The sequence below is a fragment of the Streptomyces sp. NBC_01506 genome (assembly GCF_045040295.1).
Classification (GTDB): Bacteria; Actinomycetota; Actinomycetes; order Streptomycetales; family Streptomycetaceae; genus Streptomyces.
This window is the reverse complement of record NZ_CP109422.1, coordinates 3,889,971-3,911,683: the sequence shown is the minus strand read 5'-3', so window position 1 is coordinate 3,911,683 and position 21,713 is coordinate 3,889,971. Positions and strand designations below refer to the sequence as shown.

Below are 21,713 nucleotides of genomic sequence, written 5' to 3'. Positions count from 1 at the left end.
GTTCACCGTCGAGGGGGAGACAATGAACGTGCGGCTTCCGGGCTTGATCGAACTGTCCGACCGCGGGCGCACACTTCCACTGCCGTCCGCCCGTGCCCGCGCCCTGCTCGCGTCACTGGCCTGGCAGCCGCGCACCGTCGTGACGGACACGGTGCTGATGGAACGCATCTGGGGAAGCGAACTGCCCGACAACCCACGGGACTCGATCTGCACCGCCGCGAAGCGGCCACCGGCCGGACCCGGTCAACACCCCCGGTCCCGGGCTACCGCAGCCGCGCCGTCAAGCTGCGCCCATGCACCTGGTGGGTGTCGACGTCGATCCGCGTCCCCCCGGGAACCTTCCGCACGCGCACCCCGTCGTCCGACGACACCGCCCGCAGCCAACGGCCGCGCACGGTGACCGACACCGCCTTCCGCCCCATCGTCGGGTCGGACACCGCCACCGACACCGTCCCGTCGCGCGCCGTCCGCAGGATCACCGACGCGGCGCCGTCGATCGACAGCCGGTGCCCCGCGTCGGCGCGGTGCGTGCCGGGCGTGAAGGTGTTGGCGGCGAGGAGGGACAGACCACGGTGTTCGACGGCCTGCACGCGCGTGGTGTTGGCCACCACCGAGAGCTGCCCGCGCCCCGCGCCGTACGCCTTCAACTGCCGCTCCGTGGCGTTCGGTACGAGCGCGTGGGCCATCGACAGCCGCCGCGCGCCCGCCGGTTGCTCGACGGACAGCGAGAACACCCGCTTGGTGACCGGGGTGTCGGGGTTGGACGTGCGTACAACGCGGCGGCTCCTGGCGACGGTGTCGAGCGCGACCGTCGGAAGACCGCCGTCCCTGTCCTCGTCCCCGTCCCCGTCCCCGTCCAGGAACACGTACCCGACCGACACCCCCTGCCCCGCGTCGGCGTACCGCAGCCAGGCCACCGGCCCCGGAGCCGTACCGCTCCCCGACCACCCCGCGCCGTCCCGCAGCCGCCCCGTCACCGTGACGGCGTCCGACGCGGCGGCGATCCTGCTGTCGAGTGTGGTCGCCACCGCGCGCCCCGCCGCGTCGCCGACCCCGGCCGCCAGGACGACGATCTCGTCGTCGAGCATGAACCACGACTTCGTGGCGGTGGCGTTGCGGTAAGCGACGAAGTCGTCCGGCAGCTCGCCCGCCTGCTTCGCGGCGTACGCGACGTCGTCCCCCAGCACGAGCCCGACCGCGCCGTATGCGCCGAGGCGGGCGCCCCCGGACAGGGTGTTGGTGCCGCGCGGGAAGTAGACGTAGGTGTTCTGCGACTCGGAGGACGAGGTGAAGCCGCGTGCCGGGTTGTCGTACCACGCGGTGCCGTACAGCTCGGGCACCGTGCGACGGGTCTCCACGGGCGCGGTGACGCCGGCCAGTCGGTACGGCGACACGGTCGTGTAGTAGTCGATGCCGAAGGACCGGGTCTGGTCCTGGCCCGCGAGATAGAGATAGTGCGCGCCGTCGCCCTGGAACCACGGCATCAGGTTCTCGCCGCTCATGTACTCGTACTTACTGATCCGGTCGGAGCTGCGCGCCAGCGCGAACGCGTAACCGGGCCGCCGGTGCACGGTCTTGTCCATCGCGTTGAACGCCGTGTGGCTCTGCGCGTCCCCGAGGTCCACGGCCGGTACGGACGTGTCGGCGAGGATGTCGGCGTAGCGCGCGACGCTGACCGGTGAGACGAAGACGGCCGGGTCGAGCGCGGCCTTCGACGTCTGCCGGACGAACTTCACGTACCCCGCCAGCGCCGTCGCGTCGGCCCCGCTCGCGTGTCCCGACAGATCGACAACGGCCTCCACGACGACGGCGACGTCCGTGTATCCGGTCGCCGTCCGCGACACCCCCCGGCCCTTGACGACCTCCATCATCCAGCCCTCGAAGATGAGCGGGGCGAAGCCCTCGGCCACCCAGCCCTGCACGACGGCCACCAGGTCCGCGCTTCCGGTGCCGGTCCCGTTGCCGAGGTAGTCCGTGCCTTCGAGGATCTTGACGGTCTGCACGGCGCGGGTGAGCAGGACCTTCCCGTACGAGCCGGTGTAGGCGACCGAGTCGTGCTGGATGAAGGAGCCGTCGGCGTAGAAGCCGTCGGTGACGCCGTGCCGCGGGTTGTACGGATCGACCGTCGCGTACACCGTCAACTGGTCGGCGACCGCCTTGACGACGCGCGCGTCGTCGCCGGTGACGGCGCCCTGGAGGATGCGGTTGGTGGTGATGTCGGCGAGGTTGGCGCCGGTGTGGAAGCGCGAGTCGAGGTCGACGTCGCCGTCCTTGCCGTTGCGCAGATAGGCGTCCATCGAGGCGAGGTAGGTGGCGGTCAGCTCCGGCTTGTACGCGGCGAGTTGGTCCTTCAGAAGGACGAGGGTCTTGCTCACGCTCGCGGAGATGCCGATCTCCCAGTTGAACCAGTTTCCGTAGTAGCCCTTGGACTGGTCGCCGTAGTACGTGTCGTGGAGCAGCACCAGGCAGTCGATGACACGGCGCTGGACGCTCACGTTGTCCCGGAGGTCCGAGGCGTCGGGGCCGGGGGTACGGGTGGCGAGGGCGATCTCGTACAGGTACTGGTACGACGTGTTGAGGTTCGCGTCGCTCGTGCCGAGGGCGACGCCCTTGAACAGTTCCCCGGGTCCGGCGGCGTCGAGGGCGGTGAGCCGGGTGCGTGCCGTCGCGGTGAGGGCGGCGAGCTTGGCGGCCGTCTCGGGGCGGGCGTTGGACTCGGCGGTGCCGGCGAAGATCGCGAGGGTGTTGGCGAGGAGCGCGGCGTGGTTGGCGCCGGGCTCGGCGGCGCGGTCCGCCGTCGCGAAAGCCGTTGTGGAGGCCGTTGTGGAGGCCGGCCGCCCGGCGGCCTGGGCGCGCAGTGGCGCGGCCACGGCCAGCAGGGCGGACGCGGGCAACATCGTCAACAGGGTGCGGCGCGAGAGCTGCAAGGGAGTGCTCCAAATCGGCCAGAAAGCGCTTGCCGCATCCAAACAACCGGGGTTGCGCGTGTCAATGAATCGGCGAGGAACGGCCGTTGCCCGCCCCGTCGCGTACGGCCGCCCACCCCGCTATACACGGCATGTATACGTCGTGTGTAGAGTGTCCGCCATGTCAATCGGTCACACCCTCCTCGGGCTCCTCGAATCAGGCCCCCAGCACGGTTACAACCTGAAACGCGCCTTCGACGACTCCTTCGGCCACGATCGCCCCCTGCACTACGGACAGGTCTACTCGACCATGTCCCGGCTGCTGAAGAACGGGCTGGTCGAGGTCGACGGCATGGAGGCCGGCGGGGGACCCGAGCGCAAGCGGTACGCGATCACCGAAGCAGGCATCACCGATGTCGAGCGCTGGCTCGCGCAGCCGGAGAAGCCGGAGCCGTATCTCCAGTCGACCCTCTACACGAAGGTCGTCATCGCGCTGCTCACCGGCCGCAGCGCCGCCGATCTGCTCGACACGCAGCGGGCCGAGCATCTGCGGCTGATGCGCGTGCTGACCGAGCGCAAGCGGCACGGCGATCTCTCGGACCAGCTCATCTGCGACCACGCGCTGTTCCACCTGGAGGCGGATCTGCGCTGGCTGGAACTGACCGCCGCCCGCCTGGACAAGCTCGCCGAGGAGATACGCCGATGAACGCCGCGCCCGACCCCGCGCCCAAGCCCAACCCTTCGCCCAAGCCCAATTCCGCGGCCAACCCCGCGCCCAAGCCCAACTCCTCGCCCGCCCCCGAGGGCTCGCTGCTCGCCGCGTACGACCTGCACAAGACGTACGGCAGCACCCCCGCCCTCGACGGCGCCTCGTTCTCCATCCACGCGGGCGAGGTCGTCGCCGTCATGGGCCCGTCGGGATCCGGCAAGTCGACGCTGCTGCACTGCCTCGCCGGCATCGTGCGCCCCGACTCCGGGACCATCGCCTACCAGGGCCGCGACGTCACCGAGCTGTCCGACAGCGCGCGCAGCACCCTGCGCCGTACGGACTTCGGCTTCGTCTTCCAGTTCGGCCGGCTCGTACCCGAACTGACCTGTCTGGAGAACGTGGCGCTGCCGCTGCGGCTGAGCGGCACCCGCCGCAAGGAGGCGGAGCGGATCGCGCTGGAGTGGATGGAACGACTGGAGGTCGCCGACGCACGGGCGCAGCGCCCCGGTGAGGTCTCCGGCGGCCAGGGGCAGCGCATCGCCGTCGCCCGTTCGCTCGTCACGTCGCCGCGCGTGCTGTTCGCCGACGAACCGACCGGCGCGCTCGACTCGCTCAACGGCGAGCGTGTGATGGAGCTGCTGACCGGCGCCGCACGGTCGGCGGGCACGGCTGTCGTCCTGGTCACGCACGAGGTGCGGGTCGCCGCGTACTCCGACCGCGAGGTCGTCGTACGGGACGGGAAGACGCGCGACATCGACCACTACCTCGGTGGCGGGGGATTTGGTGGGGGATTTGACGGGGGACTTGGCGGGGGACCGGGCACCGCCGGCGGCGTGGGGCGCGCGGCATGACGCTCCTCGACCGGGAGTCGCCCCCGCCGTCCCCGCTCTCCCCGCCCCGCCCGCCGTCCCCGGCCACCGCCGCTCCCAGCGGCGTCCCCGCCTGGGCGCGGGACCTCGCGCTCGGCATGCGCTTCGCCGTGTCCGGCGGGCGGGAGGGCTGGGCCCGTACGGCGCTGACCGCCCTCGGTGTCGGCCTCGGCGTCGCGCTGCTGTTCGCCGCCGCCGCCGTACCGCACCTTCTCGACGCGCGCGAGAGCCGCGCCCAGGCGCGCGACACCACGAACGCCACCTCGCAGAAGCCCGGCAAGGGCATCACGGACACGACCTTCCTGTGGGCCGAGGCGAGCACCGAATACCGGGGCGAGCCGGTGACCGGGCGGCTGCTGCGCCCGGAGGGGGCCAACGCGCCGGCGCCGCCCGGCGTCGCGAAGATCCCCGGTCCCGGCGAGATGGTCGTCTCGCCCGCGCTGCGCGAACTGCTCGGGTCGTCCGAAGGCGCGCTGCTGGCACAGCGGTTGGACGAACGGATCGTCGGTACGGTCGGCGACGCGGGTCTGATCGACCCCGGCGAGCTGCGCTTCTACACCGGCAGCTCGACGCTGACCGTCGAGGGCGTCGGCATCCGCTCGTCCGGCTACGGCATCAAGGAGTCCGCCGCGCCCTTCGATCCGCTGCTGATGGTGCTGGTCATCCTGATGTGCGTGGTGCTGCTGGTGCCGGTGGCGATCTTCATCGCCACCGCCGTCCGCTTCGGCAGCGACCGCAGGGACCGCAGGCTGGCCGCGCTGCGGCTGGTGGGGGCCGATGCCAGGACGGTGCGGCGGATCGCGGCGGGGGAGACCCTGTGCGGCGCGGTGTTCGGGCTGGCGGTCGGGGCCGTACTGTTTCTGATCCTCCGTCAGATCGTAGGTCGGGTACGGCTCTGGGGGGTCAGCACCTTCCCGGCCGACGTGGCCCCGCTGCCCTCGCTCGCCCTGTTCGTCGTGCTCGCGGTGCCGGTCGCCGCCGTTCTGGTCACCCAGAGCGCGCTGAGTTCGGTGGCGATCGAACCGCTCGGCGTCGAACGCGACACCGGTGCGCGCCGACGCAGCCTGTGGTGGCGGCTGTTGCTGCCCGTCGTCGGCGTCGCCGTTCTCGCGTCGAGCGGGAGCGTGGACGAGATGACGGTACGGGTCGGGCCGGCTCCCATCGTGGTGGGCGCCAGTTGTGTGCTGATCGGGCTCGCCGGGCTGCTGCCCTGGCTGGTCGAAGTGGCCGTCGGACGGCTGCGCGGCGGACCGGTGCCCTGGCAACTGGCCATCCGCAGGCTTCAGTTGAGCAGCGGTACGGCGGCGCGCGCGGTGAGCGGCATCACGGTCGCGGTGGCCGGGGCCATCGCTCTCCAGATGATGTTCGGTGCGATGCAGAAGGACTTCCTCCAGATCACCGGGCAGGACACCGTCCGCGCGGACTTCTATGTCACGAGCGAGGTCGGCGGCTCCGCGCTCGCGGAGCGGATGATCCAGGACTTCCGCGAGACCAAGGGCGTCACCGACGTCATCGGCACCGTCGAGACCTATGTGGCGGGCACCGGCGCCCCCACGGAGCACGGCTGGCAGCCGATCACGACCCTGACCGTGGGGACCTGCGCCACGCTGAAGGAGATCGCCCGGCTGCCCTCCTGCCGCGACGGGGACGCGTTCGTCTCGCACATCGGCGGCGGGTCGGTCGCCGCCAAGGAGCAGAACCGTCGTACGGACGAGGCCACCGTTCCCGGCAAGCCGATCGACCTGACCGGCGGCGACGGGACACGGACCGGCAAGCCCGCGCTGTGGACGCTGCCCAAGTCGGCCCGCACGGTGCAGGCGTACCCCGACCCGATGGGCGACGTGCACGACGGCATCCTCGTCACACCGGGCGCTCTCGGCTCCCACGCCCTGCCGTCGGCCACGACCCAGGCATCGATCAAGGTCGACCCGAAGATGCCGGACGCGGCGGAGTACGTACGCGGCACGGCGGCGCACATCGACCCGACGCTGCGCATCAACGCGCTCAAGAACCTGGAGCGCGACAAGCAGTACGCGAGCGTGCAGACCGGGCTGTTCGTGGGCGGCACGCTCACGATGACGCTGATCGCGGCGAGCCTGCTGGTCTCCCAGGCCGAGCAACTGCGCGAGCGCAGAAGGCTGTTGTCGGTCCTGGTGGCTTTCGGTACGCGGCGCGGGACGCTCGCCTGGTCGGTGCTGTGGCAGACGGCGGTACCGGTGGTGCTGGGCACCGCGCTCGCGGTCGTCGGCGGCCTGGTCCTGGGGAACTTCATGCTGGACATCGTCGGGAAGTCGATCGATGACTGGTGGGTCTTCGTCCCGTACGCGGCGGTCGGCGCTGCGGTGATCCTGCTGGTGACGCTGGCGAGCCTGCCTCCGCTGTGGCGGATGATGCGGCCGGAGGGCCTGCGTACGGAGTGACGGCGGGGGGTACGGGGTGCGGGGCGGGTGCCGAGCCCGCCCCGTACCGGCTGGTTCACACGCCGCCGCCCCCGCGCAACAGCTCGCGGCCGAGAGCGCCGGCCCACCAGCGCTCGACCCGCTCGGGCGACCAGGCGCGTTCCCCGGTGAGCGTGGTGTACACGTCGATGTTGCACATCGCCGCGTACACATCGACGGCCGACGACACGTCAAGACCGTCCCGCAGCACGCCGTCCGGTCCGTCCGGCCACGACGAGAACACCTGGGTCCGGGTCTCGTCGCCCTGGCGCCGCCCCTCGCGGTAGCCGGCGGCGAGGGCGGGCTCGGTGCGGCCGGCTTCGCGCAGGAGCAGGATCACGTCACCGGCGCGCTCGAACAGCCGCCGGTCGTAGGCCGCCATCGCGGCGAGCTGCCGCCGGGGACCGCTCGCCGCCCCGGTCTCCCGGCCCGCTTCCTCCAGCTCGGCCAGCATCCGCGGCACGTCCGCCGCGAGGTCGGCGGCGTCGGCCAGGGCCCTGACGAGCCCCGCCTTGTCCCCGTACGCCCCGTAGACCGTGGGTACGGACACACCCGCCTCGCGCGCCACATCACGCACGGTCGTCGCCGACCAGCCCTGGGAGACGAACAGTTCCCGGGCGGCGCGGGCGATCCCGGCCCGGGTCTCCCGCGTCTGGGGCGCGGACGAGGTGACCGAGTTCTTCGGCGGGGACATGGGCGGCGACGCCGTCGCTCTCGCGTCCGTGCTCACCTCGTTGACCTGGATCCTGGCCACGCTGTTCGGCGCGGGTGTCGTCGCCGTGCTCCGGCGGTCCGAGCGGGAGCGCGGGGAGGCGTGGTCCCTCGCCGGTCTCGCCGGGCTGATCCTCCAGAACGGCGCGCTTTCGCCGCAGTCATCGCGCTCCGCCTCGCTCTCGCCTCGACGGCCGGGCCGGACGGCGGGCGCGATGTCGGGGAGGGCGGGGGCGACGGCGCGACCGGGAGGCTCTGGGCGCTGCACGACGCCCTCTTCACCCTCAACGGCACCTTCCTGGCACTCGCCCTGCTCGGCCTGACCGTCGCCGGCCTGACCGTCGCCGGCCTGACCGTCGCCGGCCTGACCGTCGCCGGCCTGCGCTCCGGCCTCATCCCCCGATGGCACGGCGGGCTCGGACTGCTCTCCGCCGCGCTGCTGTTCAGCTTCGGCCACCCTCACCCCCTGGTCACCGACCACTCCGGCCCGCTCGGTCTCCTCGGACTCACGGGCTGGCTGATATGGGTCGTCCGGCTGATCGTCTACGGGATCACCCTGGCACGAAATCCGGTCGACGCCCCGGCCGCCGATTCGGCAGGATCCCGTCATGGAAGCTCATATCTGGCCCCTGTACGGACTGCGGATCACCACCCCGCACCTTGAGTTGCGGCTCCCGGATCTGGAGCAGTTGTCCGAGCTGGCGGCGGTCGCCGCCGCCGGGGTGCACGACGAGAACTGGATGCCGTTCTCCCGGCCTTGGACGGACGCGAGCCCCGCGGACCGGGGGCGGTCGACCTTCCAGCATCTGCTCGGCAGCGTGGCGGCCTGGACGCCGCAGGACTGGACGCTGAGCCTGGCCGTCCGCTGCGAGGGCACGATCGTCGGGCGCCAGGACCTGGGGGCCACCGACTTCGCGGTGACCGGCGAGGCGCAGACCGGCTCGTGGCTGGGCCGCGTGCATCAAGGGCGCGGCATCGGTACGGAGATGCGGGCGGCGGTGCTGCATCTGGCGTTCGAGGGGCTGGGGGCGCGGTATCTGACGTCGTCGGCGATGACCGACAACGCGCGGTCGCTGCGCGTGTCGGAGAAGCTCGGTTACCGCCCGGACGGGCTGACGGTGGTGTCCGTACGGGGGACGGCCCGCACCCAGCGGCGGCTGCGTCTGGACCGCGAGGGGTGGGCGGCGCACCGTACCGTCCCGGTCGAACTGCACGGCCTGGAGCCGTCGTTGGCCCTCTTCGGGCTGTAGCGCCGGGGGTAGCCGTATCCCCGCCCGCCGGGCGGCCGTACCCCCGACCCCCGATCCTGCCCAGCCGCGCCCTCGAAGTATCACCAAATATTCATGAACCGCTTAATCCGCCTGCTTACGGGTCGAGTGCGTACAACGCGGCAACCCGATACCTCCTTGACACGCCTATTGGTCTAAGCCAACATCCGATTGGCCTGTACCAAGTTCAAGGGCGGTTCGCTGAGCCGGCCGAGCGATACGCCTTCGGAGGACCCGCATGGAGCCGAGCAGCCGTCACGACCGACTGAGGCGTCTCGCCGAGACCGCGCTCCAGCCCGGATTCGTGGGCACGACCGTGCCCGACTGGGTCCGGGGCAGGATCGCGGACGGCGGTCTCACCTCCGTCGTCCTGTTCGGCCGGAACATCGTCGACCCCGAACAGGTCGCGCGCCTCACCGCCGAACTACGCGCGGAGAACCGCGACCTCATCATCGCCATCGACGAGGAGGCCGGCGACGTCACCCGGCTCGAAGCCTGGACCGGCGCCTCGCGCCCCGGCAATCTCGCGCTCGGCGCCGTGGACGACGTGGATCTGACCGAGTCCGTCGCCCGTGACATCGGGCGCGAACTCCACGCCGCCGGGATCTCCCTCAACTACGCGCCCAGCGCCGACGTCAACTCCAACCCGCTCAACCCGGTCATCGGCGCCCGCTCCTTCGGCGCCCGTACGGACGTCGTCTCCCGGCACACCGCCGCCTGGGTACGCGGGCTCCAGTCGGCAGGCGTCGCCGCCTGCGCCAAGCACTTCCCCGGCCACGGGGACACCTCGGTCGACTCGCACCACGGACTGCCGCAGGTCTCGGGGAGCGCCGAGGAGATCGCCGCGACCGCGCTGCCGCCGTTCGTCGCCGCGATGGAGGCGGGCGTACGTGTGGTGATGACCGCGCATCTGCTCACGCCCGCGTACGACCCCGACCTGCCGGCCACGCTGAGCCCGCGCATCCTCGTGGATCTGCTCCGCGGCGAACTGGGCTTCGACGGCCTGGTGGTGACGGACGCCATCGAGATGGGCGCGGTCACCGCCCGCTACGGCATCGACGGGGCGACCGTGCGGGCCGTCAAGGCCGGGGCCGACGCGGTGTGCGTCGGCGGCGAGCACGCGGGGGAGGCCACCTTCGAACTGCTCGCCGACGCCCTCGTCCAGGCCGTGCTCGACGGCACACTTCCGGAGGCGCGGATCAGTGAAGCGGCGGCGCGGATCGCCGAGTTCGCCGCCTGGTCCGGCAGCCGTACGCGCGCCGTGGCCACCGACAAGGCCGCGTCGGACATCGGCCTCGTCGCCGCCCGGCGCGCGCTGCGGGTGGTGACCGGGCCGAGCGACCGCACGGAGGACTCCGGTCGTGGCCGGGGCTCGGTGCTGCCGCTCGTCGGCGCGCCCCATGTGGTGGAGCTGTCCCCGACGATGAACCTGGCCGTCGACGGACAGACCCCGTGGGGCGTCGCGGCTCCGCTGAGCGATCTGCTGCCCGGCACCACCTCCGTACGGCTGACGGAGGCCGACCTGAGGGAGTCCGGCGATCTGCTGGACCGCAAGGGGCTCGACCCGGCCGCCGAGCGGTCGCTGGTCGTCGTGGTGCGTGACGCGGCGCGGCACGGATGGATGTCGGCGGCGATGGCGCGGCTGCTGGGGAGCCGGCCCGACGCGGTGGTCGTGGAGATGGGCGTCCCGAACGGCGCGACGCCGGGCGCCGTCCATCTGGTCACCCACGGCGCGACGCGCGTCTCGGGGGTGGCGGCGGCGGAGTTCCTGGCGGGGCGCCGCTGACTTGGGGGACTTGGGCGCCTTGCGCGGGGGTGGGCGTTGGAGACCTGGAGGTCCCCAACGCCCTTGTCTCAGGCGTGAGTTGAGGCCATGCTGCTACTTCGTCGTCGTACGGCTGTGTGGTCACCACGTGAATCCTCCCCCGGCCTTCAGGACTCTGTTGGGAAAAGGACAGGTTTTCCACGATCAGCACCAGTGGAACGGGACCCGGCCCGCAGGCATCGACAAGCGCACCTGTGGTCCGGCGCGGCTCGACAGGATGCTGACGGAAGCACGCAAGGCGAACGGCTGGCTGCGCGGGGGCAGTTCGGTGGTGCAGCAGCAGATCATCCGGGACTTCGGGAAGTCCCGCGCGAAGGCGCGGAAGGACATCGGGGAGCCGCTGCCGGTGGGGCGGCGGGCCGGGATGCCGAGGTTCAAGAAGAAGCGCGAGGCGAGGGGCGAGCCTGAACTGCACCAAGCACGGTTTCCGGTTGAAGGAGGGGAAGCCGCACGCTGCACCTGGCGGGCGGCATCGCGTCGAGTGTGGTGTGGTCGCGGGATCTTCCGGCCGATCCGTCGAGTGTGCGGGTCTGTCAGGACAGCGTCGGACATTGGTATTGCTCGTTCGTCCTGCCCGCCACCGTTGAGCGCCTGCCCGCAACGGGTGCGGTGATCGGTGTCGACTGGGGTGTGAAGGAGACGGCGACCACCACCAGCGACGCTCACGACCTCCTGCACGCTGGGCACGGTGCGAAGTCGGCGGCGAATCTTGCCCGCTACCGGCGGATGATGGCCCGCCGGAAACCGGCGTGTGGGCGGGCCGGTTCGAAGGGATATCGCCGGGCGAAGCGGCTGGCGGCGAGGCCGCAAGTGGGCCAAGTCCGTGGTTCGCGACCATGACGCCATCGCGGTCGAAGACTTCCGCCCGAAGTTCGTCGCCAGGTCGACCATGGCCCGCAAGGCGGCCGACGCGGCGATCAGCGCTACGAAGACGGCCCTGGTGGAGATGGGCCGCAAGCACGGGCGCATTGTGCACCTGGTCCACCCCTCGTACACCACGATGGACTGTGCGCGGTGCGGAGCGAGAACCAAGCACGCACTGCCACTGTCGGAACGAACGTATGCCTGCACCGTGTGCGGAGTCGTGTCCCCGAGGGACAAGAACTCCGCACACGTGATGCCGGTCCGGGCTGGTCTCAACCCGGCTGGTGCTGATCGCGGAAGACCGGGCGGGGCGCAGCCCCGCCCGGCAGCGTGAGCCAGAAATCCCTTCAACAGCCCTGGAGGGTGAGGAAACCCCTCCCTCCGGGAAGGGGAGGATTCAATTGGCGTCCGAATACCGCTCCACCGTGGCCGTCGTGAACGGAAACCGCACCGGCGTCTGCCCGAAGGCGATCCGGCCCGCCAGCTCACCCGCCTCACGGATCGCCACCGCCACATCCGCCGCCTCCTCCCGCGGACAGTGCACGATCACCTCGTCGTGCTGGAAGAAGACCAGCTCCGCCCGCATCCCCGCGATGGCGCTGCGCAGCGCCGCCAGCATCAGCAGCGCCCAGTCCGCCGCGCTGCCCTGCACCACGAAGTTGCGCGTGAAGCGGCCACGCGCGCGTGCGTTCGTGGACGCGTACCCCGGCGTGAACTCGCGGTCGCCGGACGGCACTTCGTCGGACGACGCCTGCGGGATGCCCGCCTCGCCACCGTCCTCCGAACCGGCCGCCGGCGGACTCGTCCGGCCCAGCCACGTCCGTACGAGCCTGCCCTCCTCGCCCGCCCGCGCCGCGTCGTCCACATACGCGACCGCCTGCGGGAACCGTCTTCGCAGCGCGGCCAGATTCTTCAGACCGTCGCCCGACGTCTGGCCGTAGATCGCGCCCAGCAGCGCGAGCTTCGCCTGCGCGCGGTCGCCGGCGAACGCCCGGTCCGACAGGACCTTGTACAGATCGTCGTCATGCCCGGCGACCTCCATCAGCCCCCGGTCGCGGGAGATCGCCGCCAGGACGCGCGGCTCCATCTGGTCGGCGTCCGCCACGACCAGCCGCCAGCCCTCGTCGGCGACGACCGCTCCCCGTATCACGCGCGGGATCTGCAACGCGCCGCCGCCGTTGGTCGTCCAGCGGCCGGAGACCGTACCGCCCGGCAGATACTCCGGCCGGAACCGGCCGTCGCGCACCCAGTCCTGGAGCCAGCTCCAGCCGTGCGCCGTCCAGATGCGATACAGCTTCTTGTACTCGATCAGCGGAGCGACCGCCGGATGATCGATCTCCTCCAGCTCCCACCGCCGAGTCGACTTCACCTGGAACCCGGCGCGCGAGAACGCCTTCACCACGTCCGCCGGCAGATCGGGCCGTACGCGCCGCCCGAACGCCTCCGAGACCCGGTCGGCCAGCTCCGCCAGCCGCCGCGGCTCACCCCCGCCCGCGTACCGCTCGCCCAGCAGCTCGTCCAGCAGGGCGCGGTGCACATCCGCCCGCCACGGCAGACCCGCCTCATGCATCTCGGCCGCCACCAGCATCCCCGCCGACTCCGAAGCCGTCAGCAGCCGCATCCGCCCCGGATTCTCTGCCTCGTCATGCCTGCGCTGCTGCTCCCCGTACACCTCCAGCAGACCCTCGAACGGCACCTCCGTCCCCGCCTGCGGCTCGAACAGCGAGGACTGCGAACCCGGCTCGGCCATGCGCGGCGGCGGATCGGGCGGTACGGGCCCCTGCCGCAGCCGCGCCCAGGCGGCGGCAGCCGACCGGGGCTCCCCGAGCCGCCCCTCGTGGCCGAGGAGCAGCAGCTCCGCCGCCTCGATGTCGTAACACCGCTCCACCCGGACCCCGGCGGCCAGCAACCGGGGCGCCAGCTCGGCGGTGGACCGCCACACCCACCGCGTGACCTCGGGCAGCCGCGCCCTGACCGCCTCGACCAGATCGGGCTCGCGCAGCACGGGACCGGCGGGGCGCGCGTCCGCCCCCAGCGGCGCGAGCCACGCGCCGCCGCCCTCCGCCGGGGCCACCGCCCACCGTCCGATCATGAATCCGAGTCTCGCAGCAGGGTCTGACAACGGGGCCGCTGCGGGAGTGCCCCTTGGGGAACATTCGAGAGGCGGACGAGGCTCCGCGCAGCGAACATCGAGAGGACGGACAAACGGACCACACTGAGCGCGACGGATACGAGGAAGTGCCGAGCGCCCCGCGACGGCGGTGGGCTCGCGACTACGGAGGCTGATATGCAGGCGATCGTTTTCGAGGAGTTCGGCGGTTCCGAGGTGCTTCAGCTCAGGGACATCGAGCAGCCGCAACCGGGGCCGGGCCAGATCCGCGCGTCCGTCCGGGCGGCGGCGGTCAACCCGGCCGATGTGAAGATCCGTAAGGGCTGGATGGTGGAGGTCTTCCCGACGGAGTTCCCCGCCGTCCCCGGCAGCGAGTTCTCCGGGGTCGTGGACGCGGTCGGCGACGGCGTCATCGGGCTCTCCGTAGGAGACGAAGTCCTCGGCTGGTCCGTCGACGGCGCCTACGCCCAGTACACACTGGCCACCGACGTCGTACCCAAGCCCGCCGGGCTGAGCTGGGACGTGGCGGCGGCGCTGCCCGTGGCCGGCGAGACGGCCCGGCGGGTGCTCGACGCCCTGGCCGTCAAGGAGGGCGAGACCCTGCTCGTGCACGGTGCGGCCGGATCGGTCGGCTCGATGGCCGTCCAGCTCGCCGCGGCGCGTGGCGCGAAGGTCGTCGGCACGGCCTCCCCGGCCAACCACGACTACGTACGGCTGCTCGGCGCCACCCCGGTGACGTACGGAGAGGGCCTTGTCGAACGGGTCCGCGCCGCCGCGCCCCAAGGCGTGGACGCGGTCTTCGACGCGGCGGGCAAGGGCGCGCTGCCGGACTCGATCACCCTGCGCGGCGGCACGACGGACCGGGTCATCACGATCGCCGACCCGACGGCCGCCGAGCACGGGGTGCCGTTCTCCTCCGGCGGCTCGACCCCGGAGGAGAAGCGCGCGGGCCTCACCGAACAGGCCCGACTCGCGGCGGACGGCACACTGCGCGTCCTGGTGGCCCAGACGTACCCGCTGGCCTCGGCGTCCCAGGCCCAGTCAGCCAGCGAATCGGGCCACACCCGCGGCAAACTGATCATCAAGCCCTGACCACCCATGCCCGACGGCCCCTTCAATCCCGCCCGGCCGGCATTCCAAGCCTGTCCGGCGTTTGAGGACACCACTCACCGGGCCGGACGCATCTCAAGCCGTCCCGCGGCTACTTCAAGCCTGTCCGGCGTTTGAGGACACCATCCGCCGGGCCGGACGCATCTCAAGCCCGCCCGGCGGGCACGCGGGCACTTCAAGCCCGTCCGGCGCTTGAGGACGAGCCGGCCCACCGGCCGGACCCGGTCAACCCCTCACCCCAGCTCCCGAATCACCCGCGCCGGATTCCCCACCGCCAACACCCCGCCCGGCAGATCCTTCGTGACCACGGACCCCGCGCCGACCACCGTGTTCGCGCCGATCGTCACTCCGGGGCAGACGATCACGCCACCACCGAGCCACACGTTGTCGCCGATGGTCACCGGTGCCGCCCGCTCCCACCCCGCGCGGCGGCGCTCGGTGTCCAGTTCGTGCGTCGGCGTGAGCAGTTGGACGTTCGGGCCGATCTGGACGTCGGAGCCCACGGTGATCCGCGCGGGGTCGAGGAAGACCGCGCCGAAGTTGATGAACGTACGGGCCCCGATGCTGATGTACGTACCGAAGTCACAATTGAACGGCGGCCGGATCCGCACGCCCTCACCCACCGAGCCCAGCAGCTCGCCCAGGATCCGCTCGCGGCCGGCCGCGTCGGGCAGTCCCTCCCCGCCCGTCCCGTTGTACGCGGAGCACAGGTCCGCCCGCCGCCGGGACGCCGCCTCCAACTCCGGGTCGTCCGGCAGATACCACTCGCCGGCCAGCATCAGCCGCTTGTTCTCACCCATGTGTGCCTGTGTCCTCTCGTCGGGAGTCCCACCACGGTAGGTCGGTACGCCGAATCGCGTGCCGGAAGCCCCTCACCCTGTGGACAGACCCGAGTCCGCGCAGGTCGCGCAGTAGTTCGATATACACAGCCTGTGGATAACTCACCTTCTGGGACCATGGACGACGACCCGTCGGCCACGACGGCCAGGGGTTGGACGATCAAGGGGTAAGGGGAGACGGTTCCATGCCGACTGCGCCAGGCACGGTCGACGGCGCGTTCGCCGCCGCGCTCTACGCCGACGCGTCGGCGGACGACGGCCGGGGTCTGGACACCGCCGCCTCGCTGCTCGCCGCCGACCCGGCGGCCGACGCCGAGCTGCGCCGGCGGGGCGAACAGTTCCTGCGCCGGGCCTGGGAGCGCGGCTGGCAGCCCGCCGACGTCGTACGCCTCGTACGCCGCGACCTGGACGAGACGCACACGCGCCTCCTCGCCGAACTGATCACGGCGGAGGCCGTCCGGTACGAACGGGTGGCCCCACGCTGGGACGCCCAGCTCACGGAAATCGCGGCGGACCGCGAGGCCGACCGCAAGACCGGCTCCGCACCCCGCTCCACCGACCGCTTCTCGTACGCGACCACCGTTCTTGAGCTGTACCGGCTGCTCGTCAGGCTCCCGGCGATCGAAGCCGTGGGACCGGTGCCCGGCACGCCCGTCCATCTCCCGGCGGTCGACGGCGAGCCGCGCATGCTCAGCCGGATTCGTGCCCTGCTCGCCAAGGCCGAGGGCACCGACTTCCCCGACGAGGCCGAGGCGCTGAGCGCCAAGGCGCAGGAGCTGATGGCCCGGCACAGCATCGACGAGGCCCTGCTCGCCGACCGCGCGCACCGCGGCGACGTACCGGCCGCCTGCCGGATCGGGGTGGACGCCCCGTACGAGACGGCGAAGGCGATCCTGCTCGACGCGGTCGCGTCCGCCAACCGCTGTCAGTCGGTGTGGAACAGCGCTTTCGGCTTCTCCACCGTGGTCGGTTTTCAGCCGGATTTGGAAGTGGTCGAGCTGCTGCACACGTCGCTGCTCGTGCAGGGGACCGCCGCGATGACCCGTGCGGAAGCCGCCCAGCGGGCGTCGGGCCGCAGACGGACGAAGACTTTCCGGCAGTCGTTCCTCATGGCGTACGCCCACCGGATCGGCGAACGGCTCGCGGCCACCGCCGAACAGGTCACCACCGACGCGGCGGGCGCCGAGACCGCCGAGACCGCCGGGGGCGGCCGGTTGCTGCCCGTCCTGGCGGCACGGGACATGGCCGTGGCCGACCGCGCGGAGCGGATGTTCCCCGAGACGGTGCGCACGAGGGTGCGCGGTGTGAGCGACGGCGAGGGCTGGGCGCACGGTACGGCGGCGGCGGACCGGGCCCGGGTACCCGGCGACACCGGGGCCGGCGGCCCGAACCGCAGGCTGAGCCCCGGAGCCTGACCACGCGTCCGCCGGACACGGCACCGCCTCGTCAACCGAACGGCACCGCCCGCCCCACAAATCCGGAAGGGACGGCACCACCTCATAAAGAAAGCGCGCGGCTAATGAGAGCGCCGTTAAAAGAGGTCGCCGCGCCACCAGGACCCGACGCCCTCTTCAAGAGGGGAAAGCGGTCTCCATCACGGCACCGGAATGTCCGTCGGCAGCCCCTCGGGCAGCGCGCCCGGATCCGTCTTGGCAAGACTGTCCTTCGTGCCGCCGCCCCACGAAAGCACCAGTGTCTTCCCGTCGTTGGAGTCGATCGACCCCATCGTCCGGTCGGTGTTCCCGTCGGCGCACTTGAGCGACAGCATCGGCTCGCCGCCCATCTCCTGGACGTCGCCCTGGCAGATGTGCTCATCGGCGATAAGGGCCGCCTTGCCCTCCTTGACGGACAGTGCGACGGCCTTGCCCTCCGTCATCCCGGCCCAGGTGCCTTCCAGGCTGTCTGCCGCGGCTCCGTCGGCCGGGGCGGACTCGTCGCCGCCGGTTTCCGGTTCGCTCGGGGCGGGCGCGCCGGAGCTCTTGTCCTTGGCGGAGTCGTCACCGCTGTCACCGCTGTCGCCGCCGCCACAACCGGTGAGAGTGAGCGCCACGACGAGTCCGGCCGCGGCGACGCTGGTCCGTACGAGCTTGTGCACGTTGAGGTCCCCCTTCAGTTCCAAGACCGCGCCAAGCTACCAGGACGGCCCGCGCGTACCGCTGCGGCGAGTTCCGGACGAGTATCCGAACTCGTGGCACCGAAAGGGCTTTCCGTTCGTCTCAATCAATGAAGCATCCGTTCGTGAGTCTGTAGTCAAGGGAACACCCCCCGTGCACGTGCATCTGCTCATGCATTGGCATGTGAACACAGCTATGATCCGAGCTAGTTGACACCTGCACCATGCAACTCGGGGAGCGTCCTGTGCACCACGCGTACAACGGCATGGCGGCCACCGAGCTTCACGGAGTCGTCTGGCAGAAGAGCAGGCACAGTAATTCGCAGGGTTCCTGCGTGGAGTTCGCCAAACTGCCCGGCGGGGGCGTGGCGGTGCGGAATTCACGCCACCCGGAAGGACCCGCCCTCGTCTACACCCGGGCCGAGATCGTGGCCATGCTGGCGGGTGTCAAGGACGGGGAATTCGATCATCTGACGGCCTGAGACCGAGCCCTCAAGGGTTCTCCGGACCCTCAAGGCGCTCAAGCAGGCCCTCGAGAAGGTCCTCCCGGCCCGCACGGCCGACCCGAACGGCCCGCACGACCCGTACGGCCCGCCCGTCACCGAGCCGCCCGTCGCCGTCGTCGTGATTCGGTCCTCGTCATTCGGCCCGCAGCCGGAACAGCGCCCAGACCACTTTGCCGTGCAGCGACCCCGCGAGCGGGTGCCAGCCCCACGTATCGCTGAACGAATCCACGAGGAACAGCCCTCTGCCGGACTCCGCGGCGAAATCCTCGTCCGACTCGCGGGCCGTGGGGCCCGCGTGACTGGGATCGCGCACCGCGCACACCAACCGGGTCGTCCAGCGCATCAGATGCAGCCGTACGGGCGGTTCCTGGGGCTCGCGAGGGGTGTCCGAGGGCAGCGCGTGGCGCAGCGCGTTGGTGACGAGTTCGGAGACGACCAGCGCGACATCGTCGAACCGGTCGTCAAGTTCCCACTGACAGAGTGTGGTTCGGGTGAATTGTCTGGCCCCGCGCACCGCTTCGTAGCGGGCGGGCAACGCGCACGACGCCGAGCTGGAGACGGCTGCGGGATCGATCGGCGGAAGCCCCTGCCTTAACGGCTCGAGCACAGTCGATCCATTCGTCCCCATGCGAGGCACTCCCCGGGATTCGCGGCTGTAGCGATACTGCGGTGGTACAGCGTCACAACACGTCAAACACGAACGAGCACGCAGGTGCGGCGAGGACCATGGTTCCCAATGCGCAGAGCAGATGCAAGGGCAGATGCACGTGCACGCGCCCGACTTCGCCCAGGATGTGGTGTTCCGGATTATTTCTTCTGTCGACCACTTTCCCGCTCTTCCCAAAGGCGTCTCATTTCTGTAATCGAATGAGTACGGGCTGATGCGTTTGATGGCACAATCCGGCTCTCAGGGTTCGGGGGTGCTCCGAGGGCGTCGAGGGACAAATAGTGGGAGATGGACCGTATGGGGAGGGTTGGAGACGTGACCGCAGTCGAACCGGGCGGATCCGTGGTGCGGCGCATACTGCTGGGCTCGCAGTTGAGGCGGCTGCGTGAGTCGCGTGGCATCACGCGCGAGGCGGCCGGTTACTCGATCCGCGCGTCCGAGTCCAAGATCAGCCGTATGGAGTTGGGGCGGGTGAGTTTCAAGTCCAGGGACATCGAGGACCTGTTGACGCTCTACGGAGTCGCCGACGAGATGGAGCGAGGGTCCCTGATCGGTCTCGCCCGTGAGGCCAACGTCGCCGGCTGGTGGCAGAGCTTCGGCGACGTGCTGCCCGGCTGGTTCCAGACGTACATCGGACTCGAAGGCGCCGCCTCGCTGATCCGTATCTACGAAGTCCAGTTCGTGCACGGGCTGTTGCAGACCGAGGCGTACGCGCACGCCGTCGTCACGCGCGGCATGCCCACCGCACCCCAGGCGGAGATCGACCGCCGCGTCGCGCTGCGCCAGGAGCGCCAGAAGGTGCTCGTATCCGAGCGCGCCCCGCGCCTGCACGCGGTGCTGGACGAGGCCGCGCTGCGCCGCCCGTACGGCGACCGGGCCGTGATGCGCGGTCAGTTGGCGCATCTCATCGAGATCTCCGAGCATCCGACGGTCACGCTCCAGGTGATGCCGTTCAGCTTCGGCGGGCACGCGGGCGAGAGCGGCGCCTTCACGATGCTGCGCTTCCCCGAGTCCGATCTCTCGGACCTCGTCTACCTGGAACAGCTCACGAGCGCGCTGTATCTCGACAAGCGGGAGGAAGTCACCCAGTACGAGCGGGTGATGACCCGGCTGCACGAGGACAGCCTCGGGCCGGCCGAGAGCCGTGACCTGCTGCGGGGTCTGCTGCAACTCTCCTGAACGGCCGCGATCGGCCGAAGCCGTGCGAATGGCGGCATCGGACGTTCCAGAAGGCCCTTAACTCACGTGTCACGTAAGTATGATGACGTGACATCAGCCTTCCGGCTTCCGGTTCTGAGGTTAGGGATCACATGTCCTTCTTCGCCGAACTCGACCAGCAGTACATCGACGGCGAGTGGCGGCCCGGCAGTGGCTCGTGGGACATCATCGATTTCAACCCCTACGACGGGGAGAAGCTGGCGTCGATCGCGGTGGCCACGGCCGACGAGGTCGACCAGGCGTACCAGGCCGCCGAGCGCGCCCAGGTGACGTGGGCGCAGACCAACCCGTACTCCCGGCGAGGGATCTTCGAGCGCGCGCTGCGCATCGTGGAGGACCGCGAGGACGAGATCACCGAGGCGATCATCGCCGAGCTGGGCGGTACGCGCCTGAAGGCGGCGTTCGAGCTGCGACTGGCCAAGGAGCTGCTGCGCGAGGCCATACAGCTCACGCTGCGCCCCGAAGGCCGCATCCTCCCCTCGCCCGTGGACGGCACGGAGAACAGGGTCCAGCGCGTTCCCGTCGGTGTCATCGGTGTCATCAGCCCCTTCAACTTCCCCTTCCTGCTGTCGCTCAAGTCGGTCGCCCCGGCGCTGGCGCTCGGCAACGCCGTCGTACTGAAGCCGCACCAGAACACGCCGATCTGCGGCGGATCCCTGGTGGCCAAGGTGTTCGAGGACGCGGGCCTGCCCGCCGGACTGCTGAACGTCGTGATCACGGACATCGCCGAGATCGACGACGCGCTGATCGAGCACCCGGTTCCGAAGGTCATCTCCTTCTCCGGCTCCGACCGGGTGGGCCGGCACGTCGCCGTCGTCTGCGCGAAGAACTTCAAGCGCTCCGTACTCGATCTCGGCGGGAACAGCGCGCTGATCGTCCTCGCGGACGCCGATGTCGACTACGCGGTCCACGCGGCGGTGTTCAGCCGGTACGCCTACCAGGGCCCCGTCTGCATGGCGGCGAACCGCATCCTGCTGGCCCGCGCGGTCGAGAAGGAGTTCACCGAGAAGTTCGTCGCCAAGGTCAGGACTCTGACCGTCGGCGACCCGGCCGATCCGAAGACGGTCATCGGCCCGCTCATCAGCTCCCAGCAGGCGGACGCCGTCGGCGCGCTGGTCGAGGAGACCGTCGAGGCGGGCGCGACCGCGCTGGTGCGCGGCACCGTCGACGGCAACCTCGTCTCCCCGACCGTGCTGACCGGTCTGCCCGCCGACTCACCCGTCCTGACGCAGGAGATACTCGGCCCGGTCGCGATCCTGCTGCCGTTCGACGGCGTGGACGAGGCGGTCAGGATCGCCAACGACACGCGGTGCGGCCTCAGTGGCGCCATACACACCGGTGACGTCGAGCGGGGCGTGCGGGTGGCGCGGCGGATCAACACCGGCATGATCCACATCAACGACGGCACGGGTCACAGCGAGCCGATAGTGCCGTTCGGCGGTGAGAAGCACTCCGGGGCGGAGTGGCTGAACGCCGAGTCGATGGTCGACGCCTTCACGACCCAGAAGTGGATCTCGGTCCAGTACGGGCGCTCAAGCTTCCCGTTCTGATCCGTCAGCC

The 21,713-nt window shown here is 70.8% G+C and carries 16 protein-coding genes and 2 pseudogenes; 12 read left to right on the top strand and 6 right to left on the bottom strand.

Annotation, left to right across the window (positions count from 1 at the left end; all coding sequences use genetic code 11):
* Nucleotides 1-263 precede the first annotated feature (263 nt).
* A complete protein-coding gene (locus OG329_RS17080) occupies nt 264-2,927 on the bottom strand; it encodes a polysaccharide lyase family 8 super-sandwich domain-containing protein (RefSeq protein ID WP_405796073.1) in 2,664 nt (887 codons plus the stop codon).
* Between the two features lie 160 nt (nt 2,928-3,087).
* Between OG329_RS17080 and OG329_RS17075 the strand changes: the two genes are divergently transcribed.
* From OG329_RS17075 to OG329_RS17065, 3 genes and pseudogenes are all read left to right on the top strand, one after another.
* A complete protein-coding gene (locus OG329_RS17075) occupies nt 3,088-3,612 on the top strand; it encodes a PadR family transcriptional regulator (protein ID WP_405796071.1) in 525 nt (174 codons plus the stop codon).
* Nucleotides 3,609-4,376 (top strand): annotated as a pseudogene (locus tag OG329_RS17070) (ABC transporter ATP-binding protein); the annotation flags it as partial. The gene OG329_RS17075 and the pseudogene OG329_RS17070, both read left to right, overlap by 4 nt.
* A gap of 86 nt (nt 4,377-4,462) precedes the next feature.
* Nucleotides 4,463-6,904, top strand: coding sequence for an FtsX-like permease family protein (locus OG329_RS17065; RefSeq protein WP_405796070.1), 2,442 nt, complete (start codon nt 4,463-4,465; stop codon nt 6,902-6,904).
* Nucleotides 6,905-6,959: 55 nt separating this feature from the next.
* Here OG329_RS17065 and OG329_RS17060 read toward each other — a convergent pair whose 3' ends face one another.
* Nucleotides 6,960-7,676: a TetR/AcrR family transcriptional regulator gene (locus tag OG329_RS17060; protein ID WP_405796068.1), complete on the bottom strand. Its 717-nt coding sequence runs from the start codon at nt 7,674-7,676 to the stop codon at nt 6,960-6,962.
* Between the two features lie 60 nt (nt 7,677-7,736).
* Between OG329_RS17060 and OG329_RS17055 the strand changes: the two genes are divergently transcribed.
* From OG329_RS17055 to OG329_RS17040, 4 genes and pseudogenes are all read left to right on the top strand, one after another.
* Nucleotides 7,737-8,297, top strand: coding sequence for a hypothetical protein (locus tag OG329_RS17055; protein ID WP_405796067.1), 561 nt, complete (start codon nt 7,737-7,739; stop codon nt 8,295-8,297).
* Nucleotides 8,242-8,883: a GNAT family N-acetyltransferase gene (locus tag OG329_RS17050; RefSeq protein WP_405796066.1), complete on the top strand. Its 642-nt coding sequence runs from the start codon at nt 8,242-8,244 to the stop codon at nt 8,881-8,883. The genes OG329_RS17055 and OG329_RS17050 overlap by 56 nt, the downstream gene beginning before the upstream one ends.
* Nucleotides 8,884-9,139: 256 nt before the next feature.
* Nucleotides 9,140-10,687, top strand: coding sequence for a glycoside hydrolase family 3 protein (locus OG329_RS17045; RefSeq protein ID WP_405796064.1), 1,548 nt, complete (start codon nt 9,140-9,142; stop codon nt 10,685-10,687).
* 217 nt (nt 10,688-10,904) lie between these two features.
* Nucleotides 10,905-11,924, top strand: a pseudogene (locus tag OG329_RS17040) (RNA-guided endonuclease InsQ/TnpB family protein).
* A 63-nt stretch (nt 11,925-11,987) separates the two neighbouring features.
* Here OG329_RS17040 and OG329_RS17035 read toward each other — a convergent pair.
* Nucleotides 11,988-13,682, bottom strand: coding sequence for a bifunctional 3'-5' exonuclease/DNA polymerase (locus OG329_RS17035; protein WP_405796063.1), 1,695 nt, complete (start codon nt 13,680-13,682; stop codon nt 11,988-11,990).
* A 195-nt stretch (nt 13,683-13,877) separates the two neighbouring features.
* Here OG329_RS17035 and OG329_RS17030 point away from each other — a divergent pair, with 195 nt between their 5' ends.
* Complete coding sequence (locus OG329_RS17030) at nt 13,878-14,792, top strand: NADP-dependent oxidoreductase (RefSeq protein WP_405796062.1); 915 nt, start codon at nt 13,878-13,880, stop codon at nt 14,790-14,792.
* Nucleotides 14,793-15,043: 251 nt separating this feature from the next.
* Here OG329_RS17030 and OG329_RS17025 read toward each other — a convergent pair whose 3' ends face one another.
* On the bottom strand, nt 15,044-15,610 hold the full coding sequence (locus OG329_RS17025) for a sugar O-acetyltransferase (protein WP_405796061.1): 567 nt from the start codon (nt 15,608-15,610) through the stop codon (nt 15,044-15,046).
* A gap of 224 nt (nt 15,611-15,834) precedes the next feature.
* On the opposite strand from OG329_RS17025, the gene OG329_RS17020 reads away from it, so the two are divergent.
* Nucleotides 15,835-17,064 (top strand): DUF2786 domain-containing protein, encoded by a 1,230-nt coding sequence (locus OG329_RS17020; protein WP_405796060.1) that lies wholly within the window; start codon nt 15,835-15,837, stop codon nt 17,062-17,064.
* Nucleotides 17,065-17,243: 179 nt separating this feature from the next.
* Here the strand turns inward: OG329_RS17020 and OG329_RS17015 are convergent, their stop codons facing one another.
* Entirely contained in the window at nt 17,244-17,768 is a 525-nt protein-coding gene (locus OG329_RS17015; RefSeq protein ID WP_405796059.1) for a hypothetical protein, read from the bottom strand.
* A 239-nt stretch (nt 17,769-18,007) separates the two neighbouring features.
* Between OG329_RS17015 and OG329_RS17010 the strand changes: the two genes are divergently transcribed.
* Nucleotides 18,008-18,244: a DUF397 domain-containing protein gene (locus OG329_RS17010; protein ID WP_031230206.1), complete on the top strand. Its 237-nt coding sequence runs from the start codon at nt 18,008-18,010 to the stop codon at nt 18,242-18,244.
* Nucleotides 18,245-18,401: 157 nt separating this feature from the next.
* Here the strand turns inward: OG329_RS17010 and OG329_RS17005 are convergent, their stop codons facing one another.
* Nucleotides 18,402-18,896, bottom strand: coding sequence for an ATP-binding protein (locus OG329_RS17005; RefSeq protein ID WP_031230204.1), 495 nt, complete (start codon nt 18,894-18,896; stop codon nt 18,402-18,404).
* A 327-nt stretch (nt 18,897-19,223) separates the two neighbouring features.
* On the opposite strand from OG329_RS17005, the gene OG329_RS17000 reads away from it, so the two are divergent.
* Together OG329_RS17000 and OG329_RS16995 are read left to right on the top strand one after the other, a co-directional pair.
* Entirely contained in the window at nt 19,224-20,114 is an 891-nt protein-coding gene (locus OG329_RS17000; RefSeq protein ID WP_405796058.1) for a helix-turn-helix domain-containing protein, read from the top strand.
* A 131-nt stretch (nt 20,115-20,245) separates the two neighbouring features.
* Nucleotides 20,246-21,703: an aldehyde dehydrogenase family protein gene (locus OG329_RS16995; RefSeq protein WP_405796056.1), complete on the top strand. Its 1,458-nt coding sequence runs from the start codon at nt 20,246-20,248 to the stop codon at nt 21,701-21,703.
* The last annotated feature ends 10 nt before the right edge of the window (nt 21,704-21,713 follow it).

Excerpts from the sequence above, each read along its gene's own strand:
- OG329_RS17075 (WP_405796071.1), top strand. The coding sequence starts at position 3,088 with ATGTCAATCGGTCACACCCTCCTCGGGCTCCTCGAATCAGGCCCCCAG.
- OG329_RS17065 (WP_405796070.1), top strand. The coding sequence starts at position 4,463 with ATGACGCTCCTCGACCGGGAGTCGCCCCCGCCGTCCCCGCTCTCCCCG.
- OG329_RS17050 (WP_405796066.1), top strand. The coding sequence starts at position 8,242 with ATGGAAGCTCATATCTGGCCCCTGTACGGACTGCGGATCACCACCCCG.
- OG329_RS17045 (WP_405796064.1), top strand. The coding sequence starts at position 9,140 with ATGGAGCCGAGCAGCCGTCACGACCGACTGAGGCGTCTCGCCGAGACC.
- OG329_RS17035 (WP_405796063.1), bottom strand. The coding sequence starts at position 13,682 with ATGATCGGACGGTGGGCGGTGGCCCCGGCGGAGGGCGGCGGCGCGTGG.
- OG329_RS17030 (WP_405796062.1), top strand. The coding sequence starts at position 13,878 with ATGCAGGCGATCGTTTTCGAGGAGTTCGGCGGTTCCGAGGTGCTTCAG.
- OG329_RS17025 (WP_405796061.1), bottom strand. The coding sequence starts at position 15,610 with ATGGGTGAGAACAAGCGGCTGATGCTGGCCGGCGAGTGGTATCTGCCG.
- OG329_RS17020 (WP_405796060.1), top strand. The coding sequence starts at position 15,835 with ATGCCGACTGCGCCAGGCACGGTCGACGGCGCGTTCGCCGCCGCGCTC.
- OG329_RS17005 (WP_031230204.1), bottom strand. The coding sequence starts at position 18,896 with ATGGGGACGAATGGATCGACTGTGCTCGAGCCGTTAAGGCAGGGGCTT.
- OG329_RS17000 (WP_405796058.1), top strand. The coding sequence starts at position 19,224 with ATGGACCGTATGGGGAGGGTTGGAGACGTGACCGCAGTCGAACCGGGC.
- OG329_RS16995 (WP_405796056.1), top strand. The coding sequence starts at position 20,246 with ATGTCCTTCTTCGCCGAACTCGACCAGCAGTACATCGACGGCGAGTGG.